Below are 612 nucleotides of genomic sequence, written 5' to 3'. Positions count from 1 at the left end.
CACTTGGCCGACAACGGCGCCCGCGACCGGCTGTACCGCCGCTTCCATCTGTTCGATCCGGCCGTTCCCGTGCCGCGCCGTGGCCGTTCGACCCACGTCGGCGCCATGAAGCTGGGGATGCCGGCCTACACGGCGGAGCTTGCCGTCTCCATGCCGGCGCGCCGCTCGCCCCGTTTGATCGGCCGATTTGCTACGGGGTACTGGGCGCCGGCCAGCGTGTCCCGGCTGGAGCGTGGGCGGGAGGCCATGGCGTTGGCGGCAGCCTTCCGCGACCGGGTGTGGCTGGACACCCATACCCGCAAGCAGGTGCGGGCCGGCTATGCGGTGCGTAGCGGCGAGATCCTGTCCGGACAGTTCATCACCGTTTGACCCACGAGGACACCCATGGAAAAAACCGTCATCTTCCGCGACCGCCAGGAGTTCCAGGCGGCCGACCCGAATGCCCTGCAGACCTATGCGCGCGATTCCATCGATCACGTGGTCGCCGACGGGATCAGCGCACAGAAGCACTACACCGGGTTCGGGGTCAGCGCGGTTTCGGCCACCGAAGTCGAGGTCCAGCCGGGCCGCTTTTACAGCGGCGGCGCGGTCTACGTGGCCGAGCAGCCGGTC

2 protein-coding genes are annotated in these 612 nt (G+C 68.8%); both read left to right on the top strand.

The genetic code is table 11. The features are described from left to right. Positions 1-369 (top strand): hypothetical protein (locus ACSHWJ_RS15965; RefSeq protein WP_432540107.1); only part of this gene is annotated, 369 nt, incomplete at its 5' end. Between the two features lie 15 nt (positions 370-384). Beyond that, positions 385-612 (top strand): hypothetical protein (locus ACSHWJ_RS15960; RefSeq protein WP_432540106.1); only part of this gene is annotated, 228 nt, incomplete at its 3' end.

Origin of the sequence: Methylococcus sp. S1M (assembly GCF_051295855.1) — a bacterium.
GTDB classification, from domain to species: Bacteria; Pseudomonadota; Gammaproteobacteria; order Methylococcales; family Methylococcaceae; genus Methylococcus; species Methylococcus capsulatus.
Note: the sequence above shows the minus strand (reverse complement) of the source record. Positions and strands in the feature narration are given on the sequence as shown.